General features: G+C 58.2%; 13 protein-coding genes. 3 read left to right on the plus strand and 10 right to left on the minus strand.

Features of this window, described 5'->3' with window-relative positions:
- Window positions 1-51 precede the first annotated feature (51 nt).
- Complete coding sequence (locus tag GOW60_RS05960) at window positions 52-480, plus strand: Lrp/AsnC family transcriptional regulator (RefSeq protein ID WP_152457732.1); 429 nt, start codon at window positions 52-54, stop codon at window positions 478-480.
- A 117-nt stretch (window positions 481-597) separates the two neighbouring features.
- Window positions 598-3,207 carry a bifunctional lysylphosphatidylglycerol flippase/synthetase MprF gene (gene mprF, locus GOW60_RS05965; protein ID WP_371813329.1) on the plus strand — a complete coding sequence of 870 codons (2,610 nt, stop codon included), beginning with the start codon at window positions 598-600 and terminating at the stop codon, window positions 3,205-3,207.
- Between the two features lie 3 nt (window positions 3,208-3,210).
- On the opposite strand, the gene GOW60_RS05970 is transcribed toward mprF, so the two are convergent.
- The 6 genes from GOW60_RS05970 to GOW60_RS05995 form a co-directional block, all read right to left on the minus strand.
- Complete coding sequence (locus GOW60_RS05970) at window positions 3,211-4,761, minus strand: efflux transporter outer membrane subunit (RefSeq protein ID WP_254443850.1); 1,551 nt, start codon at window positions 4,759-4,761, stop codon at window positions 3,211-3,213.
- An 11-nt stretch (window positions 4,762-4,772) separates the two neighbouring features.
- Window positions 4,773-5,918 (minus strand): HlyD family secretion protein, encoded by a 1,146-nt coding sequence (locus GOW60_RS05975; RefSeq protein WP_171228586.1) that lies wholly within the window; start codon window positions 5,916-5,918, stop codon window positions 4,773-4,775.
- 21 nt (window positions 5,919-5,939) lie between these two features.
- On the minus strand, window positions 5,940-6,302 hold the full coding sequence (locus tag GOW60_RS05980) for a DUF3302 domain-containing protein (RefSeq protein ID WP_152457735.1): 363 nt from the start codon (window positions 6,300-6,302) through the stop codon (window positions 5,940-5,942).
- A 35-nt stretch (window positions 6,303-6,337) separates the two neighbouring features.
- Window positions 6,338-6,907, minus strand: coding sequence for a disulfide bond formation protein B (locus tag GOW60_RS05985; RefSeq protein ID WP_171228587.1), 570 nt, complete (start codon window positions 6,905-6,907; stop codon window positions 6,338-6,340).
- Between the two features lie 10 nt (window positions 6,908-6,917).
- On the minus strand, window positions 6,918-7,073 hold the full coding sequence (locus GOW60_RS05990) for a DUF5993 family protein (RefSeq protein WP_171116330.1): 156 nt from the start codon (window positions 7,071-7,073) through the stop codon (window positions 6,918-6,920).
- Window positions 7,074-7,182: 109 nt separating this feature from the next.
- Complete coding sequence (locus tag GOW60_RS05995; RefSeq protein ID WP_171168500.1) at window positions 7,183-7,944, minus strand: DeoR/GlpR family DNA-binding transcription regulator; 762 nt, start codon at window positions 7,942-7,944, stop codon at window positions 7,183-7,185.
- Window positions 7,945-8,124: 180 nt separating this feature from the next.
- Here GOW60_RS05995 and glpD point away from each other — a divergent pair, with 180 nt between their 5' ends.
- The gene (glpD, locus tag GOW60_RS06000; RefSeq protein ID WP_171228588.1) at window positions 8,125-9,708 is read left to right on the plus strand and encodes a glycerol-3-phosphate dehydrogenase; all 1,584 of its coding nucleotides are present in this window, start codon (window positions 8,125-8,127) and stop codon (window positions 9,706-9,708) included.
- Window positions 9,709-9,779: 71 nt separating this feature from the next.
- On the opposite strand, the gene GOW60_RS06005 is transcribed toward glpD, so the two are convergent.
- The 4 genes from GOW60_RS06005 to GOW60_RS06020 form a co-directional block, all read right to left on the minus strand.
- Window positions 9,780-12,917 carry an efflux RND transporter permease subunit gene (locus tag GOW60_RS06005; protein WP_152457738.1) on the minus strand — a complete coding sequence of 1,046 codons (3,138 nt, stop codon included), beginning with the start codon at window positions 12,915-12,917 and terminating at the stop codon, window positions 9,780-9,782.
- 3 nt (window positions 12,918-12,920) lie between these two features.
- Window positions 12,921-14,021, minus strand: a complete 1,101-nt coding sequence (locus tag GOW60_RS06010) for an efflux RND transporter periplasmic adaptor subunit (RefSeq protein ID WP_171228881.1) — start codon at window positions 14,019-14,021, stop codon at window positions 12,921-12,923.
- 302 nt (window positions 14,022-14,323) lie between these two features.
- A complete protein-coding gene (gene metG, locus GOW60_RS06015; RefSeq protein ID WP_171228589.1) occupies window positions 14,324-16,069 on the minus strand; it encodes a methionine--tRNA ligase in 1,746 nt (581 codons plus the stop codon).
- A gap of 291 nt (window positions 16,070-16,360) precedes the next feature.
- Window positions 16,361-17,581, minus strand: a complete 1,221-nt coding sequence (locus GOW60_RS06020; RefSeq protein WP_171228590.1) for an MFS transporter — start codon at window positions 17,579-17,581, stop codon at window positions 16,361-16,363.
- Window positions 17,582-17,586: the final 5 nt, after the last annotated feature.

The raw sequence follows: 17,586 nt of genomic DNA on the forward strand, positions 1-17,586 counted from the left end.
GTCGGCAAAATGCTCAAAATGGTCTCGGAAAATCCTTTATGAGAAGATGCCATGGACGAATTGGACAATCGGCTGCTCAATGCGTTGCAACGGGATGCACGGGCAAGCCTGTCAGAGCTGTCGGAAACACTGGGCGTGACCCGCACCACGGTCCGCAGCAGGTTGCAGCGGCTGAAACAGTCCGGTGAAATCGTCGGCTTCACCGTCCTGACGCGTCGCGATCTGGCGCAAAGCCCGGTGCGCGGGTTGATGATGCTCGAGATTGAGGGCCGCGGGACTGAACGCGTCATGGCCCGGATCGGTGCCATGCGTCAGGTGACGGCAGTTCATTCGACAAATGGCAGTTGGGATCTGATCGCCGAGATCAGTACGGAAACCCTGGCTGAACTGGATGAGGTTCTGTTTCAGATACGAAGGATCGACGGCGTGACGCGTTCGGAAACGAACCTTTTGCTGTCAACACGCAAGGGGCGGCTCTAGCGCTTTGAGATAAAACCAAAATGTGCCAGAGTCCGTTGGCAGATGATGTCTGAATCGTCGACGGGCGGGTGAGCCGCGCGTGGTATCTGCGATCAGAAACTGGCGGGGACGTGCAGCATGACCAATGCGGAAAGTGACGGTGAACCTCTGGCCGTACACTGGGCCGAAAAGCTTACGGCCATGTTGGAAAAACCCTGGCTGCGGATTGCGATACCGGTTCTCGTGACCGGGATCGCGCTGACGGTTCTGCATGATTTGTCGGCGCATGTGAAATGGTCAGATGTCCAGACCGATATCGCAACGACGTCGTGGAAACTGATGTTTTTCGCCTTGTGCTGGACCGCGTTCAGTTTCCTGTCGCTGTCGCTCTATGATGTGTTTGCCGTGCAAAGTGTGGCGGGCGGCAAAGTGCCATTGCCTGTTGCCGGAATGGCAGGGGCCAGCGGCTATGCCGTTTCGAACTGTCTGGGTTTTTCCTACATTACCGGAACTGCGATCCGGTATCGGATATATGCGTCGCTGGGATTGGATCTGGGGCGGGTGGCCGGGGTTATCGCGACATCCTGGGTCGCGTTCTGGATGGGGCTTGTTCTGGTTCTGGGTGTGTTGCTGACCGTGCATCCGGATGGGATCTCGAAAGTGATACCTGTCAGCGAAACGGTGGAAACCGTCATCGGGCTGTGCCTGTTGGGGGCATTGGTTGCGATGTTCATATGGTTGTCCAGCGGCGGCAGGCGGTTGGCCGTCGCCGGTATCGGGTTTGACTTGCCGGGTGGCAAACTGGCCAGCCTTCTGACACTGGCCGCCATCGGAGATCTGGTTGGCGCGTCCATGGCGCTCTATGTCCTGATGCCGGACGATCTGGGCGTTGGCTATCCCTATTTCTTCACGATCTACATCGCCGCCATCGCCGTTGGAATTCTCAGCCACGCACCGGGCGGGCTTGGGGTATTCGAAGCCACGCTGATCGCGGGGCTTGGGGCGTCGGGACGTTCGGATGTAATCGCAGCCTTGTTGCTGTATCGCGTCGTTTACACCTTCTTGCCGTTCGGCATCGCCAGCGTGTCCATTGCGATCGCGTCCGCACTGACGCAAAGGCACAGGATCGGTGGCGCCGCGACATGGGTCTATCGGGTCATCCGTCCCATTGTTCCCATGGTGGCAGCCGGGGTTGCGGCCGTGGCAGGGGTGGTCCTGCTGATATCCGGTGCATTGCCAGCGGGCACGCAGAACCTTGGTGTTCTGAGAGAGGTCTTGCCGTTGTCGTTTGTCGAGGCATCGCACCTTGCCGGCAGTGCTGTCGGCGTGCTGCTTTTGCTGGTGTCCCGCGGTTTGTTTCGAAAGCTGTACCGCGCATGGGTGGTGGCAATGCTGTTGATGGTGGCCGGGTTCTTTGCTTCGCTGGCAAAAGGGCTGGACACTCACGAAGCGCTGTCGATGCTGGGCACGATTGGCCTCCTGGCGATGTTCCGCGGGGCGTTTTATCGGGTCAGTGGCGCGTCGATCTTCAGGCTGAACATTCCTTGGTTGGTCAGTGTCGTGGCGCTGCTGGCGGTGATATTCTGGATCGGATTGTTCGCCTATTCCCATGTCGAGTACCAGAACGCCTTGTGGTGGGAATTTGCCTGGAACGGTGACGCTTCGCGCTTTTTGCGCTCCAGCCTCATCGTGGCGGTGATCGTGGGTATTGTGGCCGTGAACTCTCTGTTCGGGCGAGAGATTCCGACGCCTGTGCGCACGGAAATCCCAGAGGTCGTTGAACGGCTTGTGATGGAGTGCGAAGATACCGAATCCCAAATCTCGCTTACCGGTGACAAGCAGTTCCTCATCTCACCGGATCAGACCGCATTCATTGCGTATGCAGACACGGGCAACGCTCTGATCTCGAAGGGAGAGCCGGTTGGCGATGAAACGGCGGGGCGGCAGTTGATCTGGCAACTCAGGGAAATGGCGGACCGAGAAGGAAAACTGTGTGCCTTCTACAGTGTTTCAACCAAATACCTGCCGACATTTCTGGATCTGGGCCTGTCGATCCTGAAGATTGGTGAGGTCGCGCGGGTTCCGCTCAGGGATTTCTCGCTGGACGGAAAGTCACGCAAGCGGTTCAGACAGGCCAGAAACCGGGCCGAGCGGGAGGGCTATGTATTCGAGATCATCCCGAAAGAAGACCTGGCCCCGGTTTTGCCGGAACTGCGCGCGATTTCAGACCATTGGCTGGCGCAAAAGGCGGGTACCGAAAAGGGCTTTGCGTTGGGGGGCTTTGACGATCAGTACCTGTCATATTTCGATCATGCGGTTCTGCGTGACGGTAAAACAGGCAAGATCATGGCCTTCGCCAACCTGTTTCAGGGCGGCAAAAAATCCGAGCTGTCGCTGGATCTGATGCGCTATGAACCTGACAGCCCGAGCTTTGTCATGGATGCTCTTTTTGCCGAGATGATGAACTGGGGATCGCAGCAGGGGTTCCACTGGTTCTCATTGGGTGCGGCGCCGTTCTCAGGCATCGAAAACCGTCAGCTTGCATCGCTTTGGAACCGCATCGGCGGCTTTGTCTATGAGCATGGCGAGCAGTTCTATCATTTTGAAGGTTTGCGCGCCTTCAAACAGAAATTCGATCCGGAATGGAGCCCCAACTATCTGGCCAGCCCCGGCGGGCTGGCTGCGCCCCGCATCCTTTACGAGGTCAATATTTTGATCTCGGGTGGGCTGCGCGGGTTGACCAAGTAGCGCCTAGTTCAGGCTGGCCCGGGTCGGGGTTTTTTCAAGCAGATCGCCCCAATCGGTGCGATAGGCCATTTCCGCCAGCACGGTTTCAGGCAGGAATTCCTGGTTTTGCCGGATCTGCCATCCGCCGCCCAGACCCTTGTAAACGGCAACCAGATTGCTGGACACCTGCTGTCGCGCTTCGATCAGGTTTGCCTGCGACCGCAAAAGCGCGGTCTGCGTGTTCAGAATGCGAGAATAGCTGGCGATTCCATCCCTGTACTGGCTTACGGCGATATCTGCAGCCTTGCGCGAAGCTTCGACGCTTTTCTGATAGAACCCAACCTGTTTTCGCGTTTGCGCATAAGCGACCATCGCGCTTTCCACCTCGGAATACGCGGTCAGAACGGTATTCTGATAATTGGCAATCAGCGCTTGATATGCCGCATCCTGCGCACGGACATTGTTTTTGATGCGGCCATAGTTGAGCACGTTCCAGACCACGCCGGCACTGGCCAGACCGGTGGTGCTGTTGCCACTGAACAGATCGCGCCCGCCCGATGCCTGCAAACCGATCGCGCCCGACAGCACGAACTGAGGATACAGGTCAGCCATCGCGATACCCACCTGCGCCGATTGAGTCGCAGCGGCCAGTTCCGCCGCGCGGACATCCGGGCGGCGGCGCAGCAATTCTGCTGGCACCCCAACGGCCACATTTGTTCGCGCTGACGGGATACGGCCGGAAATTCCCAGCAGGTTGGTCATCCGGGACGGCGTGGCCCCCAGCAGCACGGCCAGCGCATTCTTGGTCTGTTGCAGGTCGCTTTCCAACTCGGGCACCAAGGCCTTGGTATTGTTGAGCAGGGCAGTGGATTCCTGAACGTCCAGTTCGGTCGTGACCCCGTTGTTGAACCGCAGCTGGGTCAGGTCCGCCGATTCCTGCTGCAATTTGATGTTTTCCCGAGCGACTGCCAACGATTCCTGCAACGCGCGGATATTGACATAGAGCGCGGCCACGTCGCCGGTCAGTGTCACCAATGCGTCATCATAGTTTGCGACCTGCAAAGCCAGATTCGAACGCGCCGCCTGCACACCGCGCCGTTGTGCGCCCCAGACATCCAGCTCCCATTGGGCGTCGAACCCAACCTGAGACGTCGAGAACTCGGTATCCAAGGGGATGATCCGGTTGATATCGGCAACAGGCCCAAGATTGTCGCTGATTTGCCGCCGCTGCAAAGACGCGCCTATGGCCTGGGATTGCGGGTACAATTCGCCGAAAGCGATCCCCAGCTGTGCCCGCGCTTGCAGCACCCGTGCCCCCGCGACCTGAAGCGTCAGGTTCTGGGCATAAGCTTCGGCAATCAGCCGGTTGAGGGTCGGGTCATTGAATGTCTCCCACCATTTGACCACGGGTGCGCTGCGCGATGTCAGGCCGCTTTGGCCGGCGCTGGGGCTGTTTACCTCGATCCATTGCTTGACGACCGGAGAGTTCGGGCGCACGAAATCGGGCCCCACGGGCGTGCAGGCCGCGAAAGTGGCGGCGCAAAGTGCAGTTCCCATCAACCGGCGGAGTGTCATGGCGCGCATCCTCAGATATCCAGCGGTCGAATGAAGTTGGCGAAGGAATAGAGACGGATGTTGATGCGTCTCAGGAACTCAAAACTTTTGCCCATGCCGGTGTAGATCGCCACTGCGGCGTGGCCGCCGGCCGGGAAAGTGTGCCCTTCCGGGATATCGACGGTGATCTGCACGGCAATTCGACCGGGAAGTTTCGGCAGTTCAAAGCCGGGCAGTCGGCCTGAAGGGATCAGTTGCCCTTGGCGCGTGGCCCACCAGATCGCCTCGACCTTGCCCGTCAGGATTTCGCCCGGGTAAAGATCCAGCGCCACTTCGACCTCTTGCCCCGGTTCCACGAATTTCAGGTTCTGCTGGCGAAAGGTCGCAAGAATATAGGGGCTGTCCTCGGTCACGAAACTGGCTATCGCGCCCAGTCGAACATCGCCGACGACCAGACCGGGGCGGGCTTGTTGCGATACGATCATGCCGTTTTCAGGCGCGTAGATCGTTGTGTTTTCAAGAAAATACTCAGCTTCGGCCAACTGCGCCCTTGCCTGGAGAATACCGGTGTTCACGCCGTCTATCTGGGACTCTACGGCCAGTTGCGCCTTTTCCAGGTTTGCTTCGGCCTGTTTTACGGCAGCAAGGTCTTCGGTCACCTGCTCGTTCCAGCGGTCCAGTTCGTCTTGCCGCGCTCCACCGGCGGGCACAAGAGTTTCGTACCGGGCTTGCTGAGTCTGCGCATAGGCCAGCTGCGCGTTTGCGCGTTCAACAGCTTCGGTCGACGCGATCACATCCTGTTCCAGAATCTTGGAATTCTGTTCAGCGGCGACCAATTGCGCTTGCGCATTGTCTACCGCCAGTGAAAATACGGTGTCGTCAAAGCGATAGAGCGGATCACCCTTGGTGACCGGTGTGTTCGGTTCCACAAGAACTTCGGTCAGGATCGTCGGCTGTGTCAGTTTGGGAATGATCTGTATGGTCGAACGCACCACGTGGCTGTCGGCCGAGAAGGGTTGAAAGAACCGCAATGCGACCAGAAAAATCAGCAACAGGTGCGCGCCAACCCAAAAGGATACGATGCCCCAGGCGATGTTGAATTTCAGCAGTTCCAGCTTGAAGAAAATAAGCCAGACGAAGATGATGTAAAATAACGTGATGCCAACGGCGACGAACATGTTTTGTGGCTTCCTTTGGCCTTAGCTTTGCTGCGGATCGTCTGTGTCCAGACGACCTTGATATTCAGGCCGGACATCACCGCCCAGACGTTTGATTTCATCACGAATGGCGTCTTTTTCCTCGTCAGGGCCACGGCGAATGTCGACCGTAACGCCATCATGGAACGCCCACATGAAGGCATGGACCCAGGGCACCACGGCCAGAAATCCCATCCAGCCCATGATCTTTACGGCCTCGGCATGGGGATGGTTGCGCTTGATGGCGATCCGACCCGGAAGACCCATGAGAAAAAGAAACAGTGCCATCACCGCCGCCAGAAGCAGGATCAATGCCACGAAAGTCAGATAGTCATAATAGCCGAGCGGCTGTCCCAGTAATCCCATGCTCGCGCCTCCTTTTGGGGAAGGTTACGGTATCTTCAATTGCCGGCGTCCAATTCGTCAATCAACTTGTAGCTTGTCGGCGGGTCAGCGCAGATACCCGGCCCGCATTCCAACAAGGTTGAACCCGCGTTCAGCACCGCCAAAGCCAGCATGACGAAAAACGCGATCTTGGCCAGAGTATTTCCGCCGAACCTTGGTTCCTGACCAGAACGGTCGGCGTATTGGCGATCAAACAACAGCATGATCGACGTGCCCAGCAACACAAGGAAAAAGGCGATACCGGCCCAGGTATAGTAGTGCAGGCCCAAAACAGGAGAGCCGTAGTGCCCGGTGCCGGGTACGATATGCAGAAGAATTTGGCGGATCGATACAGTGCCGCCATACAAGGCCGCAATCAGCACGATGGCATAGTGTTGCGGTCGCGGGCCGTAGAGCAGGTTCAAGCCAAGCCCCACGCCGACAGCAACGAACCCTACACGTTGCAGCAGGCAAAGCGGGCAGGGCAGTTCATAGAGGACAAGTTGATAGAAAAACGCCAGCGCCAGCACAAGGCAGACGGCAAGCATACCGATCGCGTTGAGGGTGCGGGACAGTTCAGGTGTCATGGCAAGCCCCTCAGAGTTGAATTGTCAGCGGCGTCGTGGCGTGGAATTTCAGCCAGTAGATACACATGGCCAGTGTGACGAAAAACAAGGCGTTGCCAGCTTTGGTCAACTTGAAATAGTTCAGCCCCATCGTGGCGATAAACAACGAAAACAAAAGCGCAATCATGGCCCGGTCCTCCCCTCCCGTGCACAAATTCTTGTACGTGGGATAGTGTCAGGCCAAGTTCGATCTGGCAAGCCGCGCAACTCGCCCGGACGTTGTTATTTGCCCGCCTCTAGTCGCAGATGATGACATCTGTCTGCCACTCGCGACAGTGCTCTGGCAGCTTGCCGGGCAGGGGCAGGTCGCTATAGACCGTGTCAAGCTCGGCAATTGATCCTATCCGCGCCGGGGCCGAGCGTTGAAACTTCGAATGATCGGCAACCAGAAAAGTTCGGCGCGCCTTCTCGATGATGGCCTGGCTGACCTGAACCTCCTGAAAGTCGAAGTCCAAAAGATCGCCATCCGTGTCGAGGGCCGAACATCCTATGACAGCGATGTCAAATTTGAACTGCCGGATGGCCGATACGGTCAGGTTGCCGATCAGCCCACCGTCTGTTCGACGTAAAACGCCGCCGGCCATGATGATTTCGCACTCCGGGTTTTCGACAAGAATGTTTGCAACGTTCATGTTGTTGGTCACCACCAGCAGGTTCTTGTGGTTCAGCAACTGCCTTGCCACGGCCTCGGTCGAGGTTCCGATGTTCATGAAAATTGATGCGCCATCCGGGATATCAGCCGCGCAGGTCTGAGCGATGCGGGTCTTGGCGTCCGCGTTCAGCGCGCGGCGGTCCTCGTATCCGATATTTGAAACACCCGAGCGGAGAACCGCGCCCCCGTGAACCCGGTCCAGCTTGCCCGCATCTGCAAGCTCGGTCAGGTCGCGCCGGATCGTCTGAACGGTGACGCCAAAGCGTTCAGCCAGCCCCTCGACGGTAACGCGCCCTTCGGTGCTGGCGATTTCCAGAATGTCGGATTGGCGAAAAGACAAGGACATGGGCAGTTCCGGTGTAAAGGATTGATTTTCGTTTTTGTTCTTTTTGTCGATTTTGGCAAGCCAACTTGCTTGAAAATCATACCAGTGTTGCAAAAAGAAAAAAAACGAACATAAACATTGACGAAGCGAAAGTCATTCTGGCTAATGCCCGCAACCGTGTCAGGCAGGGAATCAATGGATATGCAGTCAACGGACAACCAGATCACAGACCTTTTCATCATCGGCGGCGGGATCAATGGCTGTGGAATAGCGCGGGACGCCGCCGGGCGGGGTCTTTCGGTGACGCTGGCCGAGATGAACGATCTCGCTTCTGCCACGTCCTCGGCCTCGACCAAGCTGTTTCACGGCGGATTGCGGTATCTTGAGTATTTTGAAATCCGCCTGGTGCGTGAGGCCCTGATCGAGCGTGAAACCCTGCTGCGCGCGATGCCGCATATCAGCTGGCCCATGCGTTTTGTGCTGCCCTACCACAAGGATATGCGGTTTGATTCCGAAACGCCGACCTCGCGGTTGCTCAGCACGGTCATGCCGTGGATGCGCGGGCGGCGTCCGGCCTGGCTGATCCGGTTGGGCCTGTTCATGTATGACAATCTGGGCGGGCGCAAAATCCTGCCGGGCACGACGTCATTGAACCTGCGGTCAGCACCCGAGGGGGCCCCGTTGCAGGACAAGTTCGAAACGGCTTATGAGTATTCCGATTGTTGGATCGAAGACTCGCGATTGGTGGTTTTGAATGCGCGTGACGCCGAGTCGCGCGGCGCACAGATCATGGTCCGAACCGAAGTGACCTCGGCCGAGCGGGTCGGCGATCTTTGGGAAGTGTCCGTTCGGGATCGGAACAGTGGTGAGACCCGTTTGGTCCGGGCCAAAATGCTGATCAATGCGGGTGGGCCCTGGGTGGGCGACATCATTCAATCCAAGATCCGCGTGAACTCTCGCGAGGGCGTGCGGCTTGTTCGGGGCAGTCATATCGTGACGCCTAGGCTTTACGATCACGACAAATGCTATTTTTTCCAGGGCGAAGATGGCCGCATCATTTTCGCCATACCATACGAGCAGGATTTTACCCTGATTGGAACAACGGATCAGGATCATCCGGACCCGTCGACCAAACCGGTCTGCACCGAGGCCGAGCAGGATTACCTGTGCGCCTTCGCATCAAAGTACTTCAAAAAAAGCATAACGCGTGACGATGTCGTATGGACCTATTCCGGCGTGCGGCCTCTTTATGATGACGGCGCAAGCAGTGCCACTGCTGCGACACGGGATTACACGTTGAAAGTCGATGCGCAGGGCGGGGCACCTGTATTGAATGTGTTCGGCGGCAAGATCACGACCTATCGCAGGCTTGCAGAAAGCGCGCTTGAGAAGGTCGGTGAGTTTTTCCCGAACCTGCCCGGTCCCTGGACCGCTGGTGTCGCACTGCCGGGGGGGGATTTCCCGGTGGATGCCGTCGAAACCCTGAAAGGCGATCTTTTGGCGGCCTATCCGTTTTTGACCGAAAGCTGGGCTGCCCGCCTGATCAGAGCTTACGGGACCGAAGCAAGGGATGTTTTGGGTGATGCAAAACAGGTATCCGATCTGGGAAAGGATTTTGGCGCAACCCTGACAGCGCAAGAGGTCGCGTGGCTGATGGACAAGGAATATGCCCGTTCAGCCGAAGATGTGGTTTGGCGCCGCAACAAGCTGGGCTTGCGGCTGAGTGCCGAGCAGATTGCGCGGATCGATCAATGGATGTCCGAACGGTCCGCGGATAAGGGGTAGCCTGAAAACGCCTGATTTCTATTAGCGGAACTGCAAAAAAGCCCCATCAGTTCAGATGGGGCTTTCTGTGTTCAGGCGGCTTTTTCCGTTGGGTCGGGGTCGCTCTTGCTGCCCTTCAACCATTCCCGCATGCCTTGCATCAGGGCATAGAGCACGGGCACCACGATCACACCAACAAGTGTTGCGGCCAGCATCCCGCCAAACACCGCGACACCAATCGCCTTCTGGCTGGCGGCTCCGGCTCCGTTCGCGGCCAGCAGGGGGACAACGCCAAGCAGGAAAGACAGTGCAGTCATCATCACAGCGCGGAAACGTTGATACGCAGCCTCTGCGGCGGCCTCTTTGATGGAAAGCCCCTTGGCGCGTTGCTCCATGGCGAACTCGACGATCAGAATACCGTTCTTCGAGGCCAGCCCGACAAGCATGATCATACCGATCTGTGTATAGAGGTTGATGTCACTGCCCACGATGGCCACCGCCGCCACGGCCCCAAACAAGGCCACGACAACGGAAAGCAGGATTGAAACAGGTAAGGTCCAACTTTCGTACTGACCCACCAGGAACAAGTAACCGAACAGGATGGCAAGCCCGAGGATGATGATCACCAGACTGCCCGAAGCCAGCTGCTGCTGTGCCGTCCCTGTCCATTCGAACGCATAGCCCGGGGGCAGGGCGGTCGCGGATTCTTCGGTCATCACGCTGATTGCATCGCCGCTGGACAAGCCGGGTGCAGGGACCGCCGTCACCGTAGCCGACCGGAACAGGTTGTGGCGCTTCAGCAGAACCGGACCCAGCACGTTTTCAACGTCGATCAGTGTCCCCAGCGGCACCATGTCTCCGTTTTGAGAACGGACATATAGGTTCGCGATATCTTCGACATTGTCCCGATAGGTCCCATCGGCCTGAATCATCACGCGATAGACACGGCCGAACAGGTTGAAGTCATTGACATAGTAAGATCCCAGCTGCGCCTGCATGGTCTGAAAAATCTCGGCGACCGAGACATTCAGCGTTTTGGCTTTTTCGCGGTCCAGATCAACGAACAGCTGCGGGACGTTGGCGCGGAAGGTCGTATAGGCCTGCCCGATCTCGGGCCTCTGATTGGCCGAATACACGAACGAACCCACGGCCGAGGCCAGATCCTGCGGAGTGCCACCGCCGGTTTGCTGAACTTCCATCTCGACACCGGCGGACATACCAAGGCCCTGGATGGGCGGCGGGTTGAAAGCAAGGACCGAAGCCGCTGATTCACCGTTCGCGATCGCCAGCACTTTGGCCAGAATGGCGTCCGCGCTCAGATCGTCTTCCTGCCGTTCGCTCCAGTTTTCGAGGTTGACGAAAATCGCAGCGCCGTTGGTGATCGTGCCGTTCAGCATCGAAAAACCGTTGACCAGAACCGTGCTCGCGACGCCCGGGATTTCACTTATCTGTTCGTCCAGACGAGCAGTTACAGCCTCGGTCCGTTCCAACGTTGCGGCATCAGGCAACTGTACATCAACGAACAGATACCCGTTGTCTTCAAGCGGAATGAATCCGGCCGAGGTGTTGGACATGATTGTTCCGGTTCCCATGCCAAGCCCAACCACGATGGCCAGCGCAATGGCCGGAAAAACCAACAGCTTTCGTACAATGGCGACATAGCCGTTGCGTACGGTGCCGATGAAGTTTTCGAACATCGCAAGCACCCCTTTGGGAGGGCCGGACCGGGGACGAAGAACCAAGCCGCACAGGGCAGGCGAAAGGGTCAGTGCGTTGATGGACGAGATTACGACAGCGGTCGAGATCGTAATGGCAAATTGGGAATACAGCCGCCCCGAGATGCCGGGCATGAACGTGACCGGCACGAACACCGCCAGTAGAACCAATGTGGTCGCGATGACTGGCCCCGTGATCTGGCCCATTGCTTTACGGGTCGCTTCAGCAGGGGGCAACCCTTCATCCGCAATGATGCGCTCCACGTTCTCGACGACGACGATGGCGTCATCCACCACGATACCGATGGCCAGCACCAAGGCGAACAGCGAGATGGTGTTCAGCGACATCCCGAACGCCAGCAGGAAGGCAAAAGTACCGATCAGGGATACCGGGATTGCCACCGCCGGAATGATCGTTGCGCGCCAACTTCCCAGGAACACGAACACAACCGAAATAACCAGAATGAAGGTCAGGATCAGGGTCGAGACCACGTCGTTCAAAGACGCCTCGACAAAATCGGTCGTGTTGAAGGGGACATCATATTCGACATCCGTCGGAAAGGCGCGGGACAGCCGCGCCAATTCCGCCTGCACACGTTCCGAAACCGCCAATGCGTTTGCACCGGGGGCCTGATAGATGCCAATGACCGTGGCTGGAACCGCCTGAAAATAGCCCGAAGCCGCATAATATTCTGCGCCAAGCTCTACCCGGGCGATGTCTTTGACGCGGACGATGGCACCGGCGTCACCTGTCCGGATGACAATGTCACCGAATTCCTCTGCGGATGTCAGGCGGCCTTTGGATTTGATCGTGTATTGAAACGTCTGCCCTTCGGGAACCGGTGGCGCACCGATCGAACCGGCGGACACTTCGATATTCTGTTCCCGGATCGCATTGATGACATCCCCCGGTGTGATGGACAGCGCCGCCATTTTGTCCGGGTCCATCCAGATCCGCATGGCGTATTCAAGGTTGGTCAGAACATCGGCCTTGCCGACGCCCTGCACGCGGGCCAGCGCATCGCGCAGATTGATCGAGGCATAGTTCGACAGGAACACACTGTCATAGGTCCCATTTGGTGAGGTCAGAGTGACCAGCATCAGCATGTTGGTCGAAGATTTCTGTGTCACCACGCCGGACGAAGTCACTTCGGCTGGCAGCGACGACATGGCCTGCGCCACCCGGTTTTGAACGTTGACCGATGCGATGTCGGGATCGGTGCCGACCTCAAAGGTCACATCCAGCGAATAGGACCCGTTGTCCGATGATCTGGACGTCATGTAGATCATGTCGTCCACACCGTTGACCTGCGCCTCGATCGGCGCGGCAACGGTGTTTTCAACGGTCTCGGCGTTTGCACCGGTATAAGTTGTCGAGACGTTGACCACGGGTGGGGTGATATCGGGAAACTGCGCGACCGGCAGCACCAGGTATCCGATACCGCCCATGATGGTCAGCACCAGCGAAATGACGAGCGCCAGCTTGGGCCGGCTGATGAACAGGGCTGAGAACATCTGTTACTCTCCCGGTTGCTCAGAGGCGACGACTGCGTCAACAGCGACGCCGGGGCGAACCCGTTGCAGGCCTTCGACAATGACGCTTTCGCCTTCGCGCAGGCCGTCCAGCACGATAATCGCGGTTCCGACCGTGTCACCGGTGGTGATGTAGCGCTGTTCAACCATCTGCTTGTCGTTGACCACCAGGACAAACTCGCCCCGCTGATCGCGCTGCAAGGCGGCTTGAGGCACCAATACCTGCAAGGTCGGTTCCAGCGCTTCGATCTGCACATTCACAAAGGCGCCGTCCAGAATCAGCCGGTCTGTGTTGTCGAACTGGGCGCGAATGGTAATGGCGCCGGTCAATGGGTCGATACGGTTGTCAACGAATACAATTCTGCCGACTTCATCCATCTTAGTGCCGTTGGGCAGGATGACGTGCACATTCGGGCTTTGCGGGCTTTCCGCCAGCGATGCCGAGTTTTCACCATAAGTCTGCAAGACTGAGGTGAAGAGCTTTTCGTTCAACGAGAAATTCACATATATGGGCGTCTCGCTGACGATATTGACCAGAGGAGGGTTGTTTGGCCCGACCACATCTCCGACGCTGGTCGTGATCCTGCCGATACGGCCGTCGAACGGCGCATGTATCTGCGTGTAGCTCAGGTCAAGCTCGGCCTGCTGGATCGCAGCATTGGCCGCCTTCACCTCTGCCTCGGCGACCAATTCGTTGGCGCGGGCAATGTCGCGTTCAGACTCTGGTGTCGCGTCGCGTTTGTAAAGTTCTTCTTTTCGCGCCAAATCGACCTTTGCCAGTTCAAGATTTGCTTCGGCCCGGTTCAGATCGGCCTTTCGGGCCTCAAGCGTCGCCTCGTACAGGTCGGGTTCGATGGTGAACAGCAGATCGCCTTCTTTGACGGTCGCCCCATCCTCGACCTCGCGGCTGTTGAGAAACCCGTTCACCCGCGCCACGATATCGACCTTATTGATTGCCTCGGCACGTCCGATGAACGTGGCTTCGTCGGTGATTTCCTCGGTATAGGCCGCCGCTATGGAAACCTTTGGTGGTGCCCCTTCTTCCTGCGCGGTCGCCGGATGCGCCAAACCCAAGGACATCAGCATGAATGCGGCGGCCAAATGCCTGCTGATCTTGTTGGGTGAAAGGAATGCTGGGGACATGGCGAAAGCCTCGTTCGATGCGGAAACAAAAGATACCGACCCAGTCGCCACGGCGGCGCGAGTCGGAGGAAACTGATCTCAGGATGACTTTTTTGCGCCGATATCTCAAGCGTGATGAGTCCCGCGCCGGTCGGGGCGGAGGTCAAAAGTTCAAGCAACTATGCTGGCTTAGGCCCTGACGTGGCCGTGGGGCCCAAACAAGAGGGGCCCGAAACGAGCCCCCTGCGTCCAATGCGCCGGACCGATCAGTCGCGGGTTCCCGCGAACCTGTCCTGCCATTCTTCGCGCTGTTCATCCGTTATCTTGGCGAACAGAACGTCTGGCACAGTAAAGTCGTGACCGGACGGCAAGGCGTTCAGCGCGGTGGCAACATCATCGGGCCAGCTGGTATCCAGCGTGTTCATCGCGCTCAGCATGCGGGCCGAGGTGTCGGGGATGAATGGTGCGCTGAGCACGGCGTAAAGCCGGATCAGATTCAGGCCAAGACGTACCTGCACGGCGGCCTGCTCGGGGTCTTCTTTGAACGTGGACCACGGAGCTGCGGCCTGTAGATATTCATTTCCGGCAACCCAGATTGCCCGCAGCTCCTGCGCGGATTTGCGAACCTCCATCGCTTCCATATGGCCTTCATAGGCGCGGACGCGTTTGGTAAGCTCTTCGATCAAGGCCTGCTCGCGGGGTCCGAACTGTCCACCTTCGGGCACGGTCTCACCAAATTTCGAGCGGCAGAATTTGGTGATCCGGCTGACAAAGTTGCCCAGAACGTCTGCAAGGTCCTTGTTCACCGATTGCTGGAAGTTCTCCCAGGTGAATTCGCTGTCGCTGCTTTCGGGCGCATGGCTCAGCAGCCACCAGCGCCAGTAATCGGCAGGCAGAATGTCCAGCGCCTGATCCATGAACACGCCACGGCCCTGGCTGGTCGAAAACTGGCCGCCGTCATAATTCAGATAGTTGAACGACTTGATGTAATCCACCAGCTTCCAGCGTTCGGGTGATCCGGTCTCTTCATTGTGCGCGTTGGTGCCCAGGATGGTGGCCGGGAAGGACAGCGTATGGAACGGCACGTTGTCCTTGCCCATGAACTGGACATAGCGCACGTCGTCCGCGCCCCTGTCGGTGCGCCACCAGCGTTCCCAATCCGCATCGGTCCTGCCGTTGGCATCCGCCCATTCCTTGGTGCAGGCGATGTATTCGATGGGGGCGTCGAACCAGACGTAAAAGACCTTGCCTTCCATCCCAGGCCAATCCTGATCGCCTTTCTTGACCGGTACACCCCAGTCCAGATCGCGGGTAATGCCACGGTCCTGCAAGCCGTCGCCGTCATGCAGCCACTTCTTGGCAATCGAAGTGGTCAGGACCGGCCAGTCCGTCTTGCTGTCGATCCACGCATCCAGTTTGTCCTTCATCGCGGATTGACGCAGATACAGGTGCTTGGTCTCGCGCACTTCCAAGTCGGTCGATCCGGAAATGGCCGAGCGCGGCTCGATCAGGTCCGTCGGATCCAACTGTTTGGTGCAGTTTTCGCACTGGTCGCCGCGCGCGCGATCATAGCCGCAATTGGGGCAGGTGCCTTCGATATAGCGGTCAGGCAGAAAGCGACCATCGGCGTTGGAATACACCTGTTTCTCGCTGACTTCGCGGATCAGGCCCGCGTCATCCAGCTTGCCCGCAAAATGCTGGGTCAGGCGCTTGTTCTGCTCGCTGGACGAACGGCCGAAGTGATCGAAGCTGAGGCCAAACCGGTTGGCGATATCGGCCTGAATCGCATACATGTCGGCGCAATACTCCGCCACCGGCTTGCCAGCCTTGGCGGCGGCCAGCTCGGCGGGTGTGCCGTGTTCATCCGTGGCGCACAGGAACATGACCTCGTTCCCCCGGCCACGCTGGTAACGCGCGTACAAATCAGCCGGTAATTGCGAGCCGATCAGATTGCCGAGGTGTTTGATCCCGTTGATGTAGGGGATCGCCGAGGTGATGAGAATCCGAGCCATGATCCGTTTCCGCGTAACTGTCTGCGCGCCCGTCTACATGATGTGATCGCCCAGCAAAAGCCCGGCTTTGGCCTGCTTGTCGATTTAGACCCCGAAGGCAACGAAAATCGTGCTGCCGCAACGATCTGGATCGCGTTCCGGGGACATGCCCAAAGCTTTTGGGGCAAGCAGAGGGACTCCAACGCCTTGAATCCGAGTCGCAGTTCCCCGTCCTTGTTCCATACCGAACCGACCGAAAAGGCCAGGGTGATCACAAAAGACATTCAAAGAACAGCGGGGGTGCTCAGTTTTTCACTCTTCCCGCGACCGTTTCAGAAGGCGACCAATCGTGAATGAGGTGCGCGGGGCGTAAACATAATTCGTGCGCTCTTCGGGGGTGGGGCGTGACCGCATCCGCGCCAGACCAAACACGATCAAGAAGACATGCCCGAACGCCACGAAGGCAAAAAGGGCACCCGGGCCAAATTGCTGGATCAGGGTCGAGGTTACGTAGGGCGATGCAATTGCCCCCAAGGCAAACCAGAACATCAGGGCCGCCGAGAGTTCCACCCGTTCCTCGGTCGTGGCAAAGTCGTTTGCGTGGGCGGATGAGACCGAGAAGATCGGGAAGGTTGTCAGACCGAAGAACACGGCCGCCGACATGACCCCGATCGTTCCGGTGCCGCTGGCCGCCATGGTGACGCCACAGCTGAGCACCGCGGCAGCCGACAGCCAGATCAACACCCAGCGCCGGTCATATTTATCAGCCAGCCAGCCAACGGGGTATTGAGCAAGCGCACCACCCAATACGAAAGAGGCCAGGAAGAATGCGATCTGATCGACGCCAAGTCCGACCTCTTGCCCGTAAACCGGTCCCACCATTCGGAACGAGGCCGAGCTGAGCGCGGCCACGATCACGCCAGCCACGGCTAAGGGTGAGCTGCGCCAAGCCAGCCCGGGTTTCAGGCGGGGCGCGTCAGGTGTTTTGGGTTGGCTTGCTTTGGTCAGCGTCAGCGGCAGCAGTGACGCACAGCACAGGATCGCCAGCAGGTTATACGAGACGTAAGAGGCCGGGGGCAGAACGGCGATAATCAACTGGGCGCACAGGGACGCGCCCATATCCGCGATCCGGTACGTTCCCATTGCACGCCCCCGGGTTTCATTGGTGACCTTCGCGTTCAGCCAGGCCTCGATCACCGTGTATGCGCCTGCAACGCAGGTGCCCGAGGCCACACGAAGGGCGGCCCAGATATATGGGTTTTCGGTCAGCGTATGTCCGATGAGGCCCATCGCGCCCAACGCGGTGCAAACTGCAAATGCGCGCGAATGACCAACATTGCCCATCAGACGTGGTGCCCACCAGCAGCCGATGAAAAACCCCAGAAAGTGCGAAGACCCCAAAAGACCGATCTGTTCGGTCGTGAAATCCAGAGTGATGCCGGAAATGGCATCGAGTGGCCCGACGCCTCCTGTGGAAAGCTGAAGCAGAATGACCGAAAGAAACAGGGCGGCAAATGAAATGATCGTGCGCATGGTGG

Origin of the sequence: Ruegeria sp. HKCCA4008 (assembly GCF_013033125.1) — a bacterium.
Classification (GTDB): domain Bacteria; phylum Pseudomonadota; class Alphaproteobacteria; order Rhodobacterales; family Rhodobacteraceae; genus Ruegeria.